Raw genomic sequence first — 8,554 nt, forward strand, 5'->3', positions numbered from 1 at the left:
CCCTATAAGAGTCGCCCAATCGGCGGCTTTTTTGAGATTTATAAAGAATTGAAAAAATCTCAAGGGTTAAAATCCCTATTTTTATAGATTTTGTTATAATAGTAAAGAGGTCTATGCTATGAAAAAAATTGTGTTTGTTTGCCTGGGAAATATCTGTCGCAGTCCAATGGCAGAATTTGTGATGAAAGATTTGACAGATGAAGTTTATGTTGAAAGTCGTGCGACTTCGGATTGGGAACATGGGAATCCAATTCACTCTGGAACGCAGGCAATTTTCAGGAAATATGCCATTCCTTATGATAAAGGTAAGACCTCGCAGCAAATATCAATACAGGACTTTGAACGTTTTGATTATATTATCGGAATGGACCAATCCAATCTTCAGGATTTAAAGAAAATGGCGCCAAAGCAATATGCTAGTAAAATTTTCCAATTTGAAGAGAAAAGTGTGCCAGATCCGTGGTACACAGGAGATTTTGATGAAACCTATCAGCTTGTATTGGAAGGTTGTCAAAAGTGGCTGGAGCAGATGAAGAACGAAGATTAAGTAAAAAATGGATACACTAAAAGCATTTTACGAAAAATATAAAATTTATCTTACAAGGCATAATTTAGAGTTGCTAACAGTAACAGTTATTGTCATATCAGCGATTGTTGCCTTTACATCAGGGATTCCAAGTCAAGGGGCATTGACGTTGGATAAAGGAGCAATCAAGTACAATGGTAGCCTTGTTCGTGGGAAAATGAGTGGACAAGGAACCTTGACTTTTAAAAATGGCGATGTCTATAAAGGGCATTTTAAAAATGGAATGTTTAATGGGCAAGGAACCTTTACAGCTAAAGCTGGCTGGAAGTACGAAGGCAACTTTGTGAATGGACAGCCTGAGGGGCAAGGTAAATTAACAACAGAAAATAATGTTGTCTACAAGGGAAAGTTTAAACAGGGGATTTATCAAAATGCGCATTAAATGGTTTTCATTAGTGAGGATTACAGGGTTACTCCTAGTTCTGCTCTATCATTTCTTCCAGAAAGCTTTTCCTGGCGGGTTTATTGGTGTGGATATTTTCTTCACTTTCTCAGGCTTTTTGATTACGTCTCTTTTAATTGATGAATTTGCCAGAGACAAAGACATTGATGTTAAAGGATTCTTGAGACGTCGCTTTTATCGGATTGTGCCACCGCTTGTCTTTATGATTTTGATTGTCATGCCCTTTACCCTGTTGATTCGGAAGGATTTTGTGGCTGGTATTGGGACGCAAATCGCTGCTGCACTCGGCTTTGTGACAAATTTTTATGAAATTTTGTCTGGTGGAAATTACGAGAGTCAATTTATCCAACATCTCTTTGTGCACACATGGAGCTTGGCTTTGGAGATGCACTACTATATCTTGTGGGGCTTGGCAACATGGTATTTAGCGAAGAAAAGTAAAACCATTGGGCAATTTCGTGGTATTATCTTTCTTTTATCATCTGCTTTGTTCTTGATTAGTTTTCTCTCTATGTTTGTCAGAAGCTTCTTCTCTTCAAACTTTTCTGTGATTTACTTTTCAAGTTTCACGCATATCTTCCCGTTTTTTGCAGGAAGTATCCTAGCGACGCTTTCGGGTGTGAGTGATTTGGGAGCACCTTTTCGTAAAATGGAGCAGGCGCTTGATTTGAAAAAGAACTTTTATCTACTTGGTGGTAGTTTTGTAGCTTTGCTATTATTAACGTTCCTCCTAAGATTTGATAATTTATTGACTTATCTGTTTGGTTTCCTTTTGGCAACGGTATTTTCAGTCGTGATGATTTTAGCAACACGTGTGCTTCATGATAAAACGTCGCATGTTGATGAGCCGCCTGTTATCACATTTATTGCAGATACGAGTTACGGCGTGTATTTGTTCCATTGGCCGTTTTACATCATCTTTTCCCAATTGATGGGCAATGGATGGGCAGTTCTATTGACAACTGTGCTTTCCTTTGCCTTGGCGGCTTTCTCTTTCTATCTGTTAGAGCCGACATTAGCAGGTAGAGAGCCAAAAGTATTTGGCTTGAAGATGGACATCAAGCAAATCACAACGCCTGTATTTTATAGTTTGATTCCATTAACACTGGTTGCTTTTGTCATGATCATGACTGCTCCGAAAATTGGTGCTTTTGAAGAAAATTTGCTCGTCAATGGGTTAAATCAAGCTGCCAGTAAAATGCAGATCACTCGTACCCAAGCTGATAATGTGAGTGCCAGTCAATACAATGTAGCAAAGGGTACGACCGTTATCGGAGATTCGGTAGCTTTGCGAGCAAGTGAATGGCTCAAGCAGGCTATGCCGGAAATTCAAGTGGATGCAGCGGTCAGTCGAAACTTAGAATCGGGCTTGCAAGTCTATCAAACTGATATTTCAAACAAGGTGCTTCTGGAGACAGTCGTCTTAGCCTTGGGAACCAATACGGTTGATAACTATGAAAGTCTGCTCAATCAATTTATTGCAAAATTACCGAAAGGTCATCGCTTAATCTTGGTAACGCCTTATGACGGACGCACAGCGCATGATGGGACCAGTATCGCTGTAAAAACCCGTCAGTATGAATTGGAATTGGCGAAAAAATACGATTATGTATTTGTAGCGGATTGGTATCAAACTGCTATCCAACACCCAGAAATTTGGTATGGAACTGACTATGTGCACTTTGGCTCGGAGACAACAACGATCACCAAGGGCGGTGAACTCTATGCACAAACCGTCAAACAAGCCATTGATGAAGCTGTGAAAAAAGGAACAGTGAAGAAATAATAGTAATAATTAGAAGTCATGGATTGCCTTGCGATTCATGACTTTTGTGTGCTTTAAAAAGATAGTAGGGTAGAACGAGGGTGTAGGAATACACAGCAAAAATGCTCTTTTTTACATAACTTTTGTTTTTGGAAATCTTGAAAAAGTATGTGAAATATATAATTTTAAGTTTTAAACTTCACAAACAATGTTTTAAAATATAGTAGAAAACTATATTTTGAAACAAATTCACAATATAAAAGAAAAAGTTTGTGAAGTTTACTTGAAAGTGTTTACAAGAGAAAGAAAATAAGGTATAATAATCTTGTGAAAAAATTAACAAAGGATTTGTAAAAGTCCTGAGAACCATTGGAGGAACACATGGCTGATAAAAAAACATTAACTCCCGAAGAAAAAAAGTTAGCTGCTGAAAAGCATGTTGACGAACTCGTTCAAAAAGGGCTAGTTGCTCTGGAAGAAATGAGAAAATTAAATCAAGAACAAGTAGACTACATTGTTGCAAAAGCTTCAGTTGCTGCTCTTGATGCGCACGGTATCTTAGCTGAGCATGCTGTTAAAGAAACAGGTCGCGGTGTCTTTGAAGACAAAGCAACAAAGAACCTCTTTGCCTGTGAGCATGTTGTTAACAATATGCGTGGTGTCAAAACTGTTGGTGTGATTGAAGATGATCCAATTACAGGTTTAACGAAAATTGCTGAACCAGTCGGAGTAATCTGCGGAATCACTCCAACGACCAACCCAACTTCAACAGCGATTTTCAAATCATTGATTTCATTGAAAACGCGTAATCCAATTATCTTTGCTTTCCACCCATCTGCTCAAGAATCTTCTGCTCATGCGGCACAAATCGTACGTGATGCAGCGATTGCAGCAGGTGCACCTGAAAACTGTGTTCAATGGATTACACAGCCATCTATGGAAGCAACAACAGCTTTGATGAACCACGAAGGTATTGCAACAATCCTTGCGACTGGTGGGAACGCCATGGTAAAAGCTGCTTATTCATGCGGCAAACCTGCTCTTGGAGTTGGTGCTGGTAACGTTCCAGCTTACGTTGAAAAATCAGCAAATATCCGCCAAGCAGCACATGATATCGTGATGTCCAAATCATTTGATAATGGTATGGTCTGTGCATCTGAGCAAGCTGTGATCATTGATAAAGAAATCTATGATGAATTTGTAACAGAATTCAAATCTTACCATACTTACTTTGTCAACAAGAAAGAAAAAGCGCTTTTGGAAGAATTCTGTTTTGGTGCAAAAGCCAACAGCAAGAACTGCGCTGGTGCAAAATTGAACCCAAATATTGTTGGTAAACCAGCTACATGGATTGCTGAGCAAGCAGGATTTAAAGTACCAGAAGGTACAAATATCTTGGCTGCTGAATGTGCAGAAGTTGGAATTAAAGAACCATTGACTCGTGAAAAATTATCACCTGTTATTGCGGTTTTGAAAGCTGAAGATACTGAAGATGGACTTAAAAAAGCTCGTCAAATGGTTGAATTTAATGGTCTAGGACACTCAGCTGCTATCCATACAAAAGACGAAGCTCTTGCAAAACGTTTCGGTACGGAAATAAAGGCAATGCGTATTATCTGGAACTCTCCATCTACCTTTGGTGGTATCGGTGATGTATACAACGCCTTCATTCCATCATTAACACTTGGATGTGGTTCATACGGACACAACTCAGTTGGTGATAACGTATCAGCTATCAACCTTCTTAACATCAAGAAAGTAGGGAAACGTAGAAATAATATGCAATGGTTTAAAGTTCCTTCAAAAATCTACTTCGAACGTAACTCAATCCAATACCTTCAAACTTGCGAAGGTATCGAACGTGTCATGATTGTTACCGATAAATCAATTGAAAAACTCGGTTTTGTACAACGTGTGATTGACCAATTGAATCTTCGTAAAAACAAAGTCACGATTCAAGTCTTCTCAGATGTTGAACCAGATCCAGATATCACAACAGTTCGTCGTGGTGTTGAAGTAATGCGCTCGTTTGAACCAGACACTATCATTGCCCTTGGTGGTGGTTCACCAATGGATGCGGCTAAAGGTATGTGGATGTTCTATGAACAGCCAGACGTTGACTTCGGTGACCTCGTTCAAAAATTCATGGATATCCGTAAACGCGCCTTCAAATTCCCATCACTTGGTAAGAAAGCACAATATATCGGTATTCCAACAACATCTGGTACAGGTTCAGAAGTAACACCGTTTGCAGTTATTTCTGATAAGGCAAATAATCGTAAATACCCAATCACTGACTACGCTTTGACACCAACTATTGCAATTGTTGACCCTGCTTTGGTAGAATCTGTTCCAGCATTTATTGCTGCTGACACAGGTATGGATGTCTTGACACACGCAACTGAAGCTTATACTTCTAACTTTGCCAATGACTATACAGATGGTATTGCTCTTCAAACCATCAAGTTAGTCTTCAAATACTTGGAAAAATCTGTAAAAACGGCTGACCCAGAAGCCCGTGAAAAGATGCATAATGCCTCTACAATGGCTGGTATGGCCTTTGCAAATGCCTTCCTTGGAATGAGTCACTCAATGGCGCATAAGATTGGTGCTGTTCACCACACCATTCACGGACGTACAAATGCTATTTTACTTCCTTATGTTATCCGTTACAATGGAACTCGTCCATCTAAAACTACAACATGGCCTAAGTACAACTACTGGAAAGCTGATGAAAAATTCCAAGATATTGCTCGTATGCTAGGTCTTCCTTGCTCAACACCAGAAGAAGCGGTTGAAGCGTATGCCAAAGCTGTTTATGACCTTGGTGTAGCGGTTGGTATCAAGATGAACTTTAAAGATCAAGGTATTGATGAAAAAACTTGGAAAGATAGCTTACATGATATTGCCGTTCTTGCTTATGAAGATCAATGTTCACCAGCAAATCCACGCTTGCCAATAGTTACTGACATGGAAGAAATTATGGCTGATGCCTACTATGGCTATGCAGAACGTCCAGGACGTCGTAAATAGACAGTAAAGTTTGTTCTAATTTGAATCGTTCGTCATTGTACAGACAATGTATTCAGATTTTTAGACATAAAACAGTTTATCAGTCACCATCTCCCTGCTTTTGTAGGGAGATTTTTCTATTTGGAGAGAGTGTCCTTTCTCTTGCTTGATATTGTATGCGTTTTCCTGTAAACTAGTTGTGAAAAAAGGAGGGCGGTCATGTTTCAATTGTTGGTATTTGATATGGACGATGTCATTGTGGATACAGAAAATCTTATACTTCTCTTTGCCCTAAAATATCAGAATAGACTGATAAGTTTTGAATCTGTAAATTTGATACTAAAATAATGAAAAGTTGATGTTGCAAAAAGCATTATGAGTGTTATAATATAGTCGTGTAAGCGGTTTCTAAAATAGATGATATTTATAAAAAATAAGGAGGAAATATAATGTCAGTATTTTATGTTCCATCAGTTAATCTTATTGGTTGTGGTGTGATTAATGAAATAGGTGGTCATATCAAAGAGTTGGGGTATAAGAAAGCTCTCTTGGTGACAGACCATTATATTGCAAGTAGTGACATTTTACCTAAGGTAACTGCACCACTTGATAAGGAAGGCATTGAGTATGTCGTTTTTAGTGATGTTGAGCCAAATCCAACTGTTAAAAATGTTGAAGATGGTTTAGCTGTTTTGCGAGATAATAATTGTGATTTTATTATTTCACTTGGTGGTGGTTCGCCGCAAGATGCTGCAAGTAGTATTTCAATTCTTGCAACGAATGGTGGGCGTCCGCAAGATTACGAAGGTGTTCACAAATCAAAGGAAAAAGGCTTGCCGGTTGTAGCAATCAATACGACAGCAGGAACATCAGCTGAAATCACGATTAACTATGTTATTACTGATGAAGAGCGTAAAGTGAAAATGGTTATGGTTGATAAGAATAGCCTTGCACTCCTGTCAGTAAATGATCCAGAATTGATGATTTCAAAACCAAAAGCTTTGACGGCTGCAACAGGTATGGATGCCCTTACACATGCGGTTGAAGCTTTGGTAACACCAGGTGCATACAATGTAACGAAAAAATTATCTATTGGTGCAATTGAGTTAATTAAAGAATTTTTGCCACGTGCTGTTGAAAATGGCCATGACATTGAAGCACGCGAAGCGATGGTTAATGCGATTTTCCTAGGTGGTATGGCCTTTAATAATGCTGGGCTAGGTTATGTACATTCTATGGCTCATCAACTTGGAGCAGTTTACAATCTTCCTCACGGTGTTTGTTGTGCCATGCTTTTACCGGTTGTAGAGCGTGAAAATGCAAAACGTGTGCCAGAAGCATTCCGAAATGTTGCAAAAGCTCTTGGTCTCCATACGGAAGGCAAAAGTGATAAAGAATGCGCTGATTATGCCATTTCTGAAATTGAAAAATTATCAGCAATTGTGGGCATTCCGAAAAAATTGACAGAACTGGACATTAAAGAAGAATTTGACTTTGAATACCTTTCTAAAAATGCACTCATTGATGCTTGTGCACCAGGAAATCCATTTATGCCAACCTTAGAAGAAACGATTGCTCTTTACAAAGAATTGTTTTAAGTGCTGATTTGTCATAAAAATAAGCTACCGATGAAATTTTCGGTAGCTTATTTACGTTCATTTTTGGGAATGTCCAAAATAGGTACGACATTTGTCATAAAAGTAAGTTTTATTTGAAAATCCAACACTTTGTGCTACCTCGTAAATTGGCATACGTGTAGATAGGAGAAGATGTTTAGACGGACGCCAGGACAATACCGAAAAGAACACCAGCACTGAGAAATTTTATTCAAAAGCAACTCTGGATGATGCTCCTGAAAAAAGCATTCACCCTTGCTAATTCTATTATAGGGTCTCCATTCTGGAAAATTCTTGGGGGAAAGCTTGTGATGATGTGGTAGATAGCGCTCGCAGAGATGTAGTCTTTTGCGTGCCTCAGAGGCAATGTGCGATAATGATAGTATCATGTTAAAATGATTATCTCTCTGAAACTACTTTCAAGATTTAAGAGAAAAGTGAGTATTATCAGAAATTAGAACCAAAATCTCAGATATTGTTGAAAGCGCTTTAAAAAATAGTTATAATAACATCGTGAGATTGAAGGCGCTTTAAAAATCGATCTACAATAGCAAAGGAGAAGGCTGTCTATGGCACAAATGACAAAAGACGAGCTGATTGCCAAAATAAAAGATGGCATCATTGTTTCCTGTCAAGCCTTGCCACACGAACCGCTATATACTGAAGCAGGTGGGGTTATTCCCCTTTTGGTAAAAGCGGCTGAACAAGGAGGAGCTGTTGGCATTCGAGCTAATAGTGTTCGGGATATTAAGGAAATTAAAGAGGTTACTTCGCTGCCAATCATCGGCATTATCAAGCGAGATTATCCACCTCAAGAGCCGTTTATTACCGCAACGATGCGAGAAATTGATGAACTAGCAGCTCTGGATATTGAAGTAATTGCTTTTGATTGTACAAATCGGGAACGTTTTGACGGTTTAAAGATTGCGGATTTTATCAAGCAAGTGAAGGAAAAATATCCTCATCAATTGCTCATGGCAGATGTGAGCACCTTTGAAGAGGGTGTGGCTGCAGCAGAAGCAGGTGTGGACTTTGTAGGTACAACTTTGTCAGGGTACACCTCTTATAGTCTGCAATGCGAGGGACCGGATTTTGAATTAGTAAAAAATTTATGTGATGCAGGTTTGGATGTCATCGCGGAAGGAAAAATCCATTATCCGAGTGAAGCCAAA

At 38.9% G+C, this 8,554-nt stretch carries 7 protein-coding genes; all 7 read left to right on the forward strand.

Features of this window, described 5'->3' with window-relative positions; translation table 11 throughout:
- The first annotated feature begins 118 nt into the window (after window positions 1-118).
- Window positions 119-547, forward strand: a complete 429-nt coding sequence (locus tag HMPREF2887_RS03905) for a low molecular weight protein-tyrosine-phosphatase (RefSeq protein ID WP_003027217.1) — start codon at window positions 119-121, stop codon at window positions 545-547.
- Window positions 548-554: 7 nt separating this feature from the next.
- A complete protein-coding gene (locus HMPREF2887_RS03910; RefSeq protein ID WP_003027219.1) occupies window positions 555-968 on the forward strand; it encodes an MORN repeat-containing protein in 414 nt (137 codons plus the stop codon).
- Window positions 958-2,775 (forward strand): acyltransferase family protein, encoded by a 1,818-nt coding sequence (locus HMPREF2887_RS03915; RefSeq protein ID WP_057489502.1) that lies wholly within the window; start codon window positions 958-960, stop codon window positions 2,773-2,775. The genes HMPREF2887_RS03910 and HMPREF2887_RS03915 overlap by 11 nt, the downstream gene beginning before the upstream one ends.
- Before the next feature lie 360 nt (window positions 2,776-3,135).
- A complete protein-coding gene (gene adhE, locus HMPREF2887_RS03920; protein ID WP_049511844.1) occupies window positions 3,136-5,787 on the forward strand; it encodes a bifunctional acetaldehyde-CoA/alcohol dehydrogenase in 2,652 nt (883 codons plus the stop codon).
- 198 nt (window positions 5,788-5,985) lie between these two features.
- Window positions 5,986-6,114, forward strand: a complete 129-nt coding sequence (locus HMPREF2887_RS10470) for a hypothetical protein (RefSeq protein ID WP_261673827.1) — start codon at window positions 5,986-5,988, stop codon at window positions 6,112-6,114.
- 101 nt (window positions 6,115-6,215) lie between these two features.
- Window positions 6,216-7,364 (forward strand): iron-containing alcohol dehydrogenase, encoded by a 1,149-nt coding sequence (locus tag HMPREF2887_RS03925; RefSeq protein ID WP_021001172.1) that lies wholly within the window; start codon window positions 6,216-6,218, stop codon window positions 7,362-7,364.
- A 587-nt stretch (window positions 7,365-7,951) separates the two neighbouring features.
- A partial coding sequence (locus tag HMPREF2887_RS03930) for an N-acetylmannosamine-6-phosphate 2-epimerase (protein ID WP_084740567.1) occupies window positions 7,952-8,554 on the forward strand: 603 nt, incomplete at its 3' end.

The sequence above is a fragment of the Streptococcus sp. HMSC071H03 genome (assembly GCF_001813035.1).
Taxonomy (GTDB): Bacteria; Bacillota; Bacilli; order Lactobacillales; family Streptococcaceae; genus Streptococcus; species Streptococcus anginosus.

Coding starts and splice junctions, on each gene's coding strand:
- HMPREF2887_RS03905 (WP_003027217.1), top strand. CDS start 119: ATGAAAAAAATTGTGTTTGTTTGCCTGGGAAATATCTGTCGCAGTCCA.
- HMPREF2887_RS03910 (WP_003027219.1), top strand. CDS start 555: ATGGATACACTAAAAGCATTTTACGAAAAATATAAAATTTATCTTACA.
- HMPREF2887_RS03915 (WP_057489502.1), top strand. CDS start 958: ATGCGCATTAAATGGTTTTCATTAGTGAGGATTACAGGGTTACTCCTA.
- adhE (WP_049511844.1), top strand. CDS start 3,136: ATGGCTGATAAAAAAACATTAACTCCCGAAGAAAAAAAGTTAGCTGCT.
- HMPREF2887_RS10470 (WP_261673827.1), top strand. CDS start 5,986: ATGTTTCAATTGTTGGTATTTGATATGGACGATGTCATTGTGGATACA.
- HMPREF2887_RS03925 (WP_021001172.1), top strand. CDS start 6,216: ATGTCAGTATTTTATGTTCCATCAGTTAATCTTATTGGTTGTGGTGTG.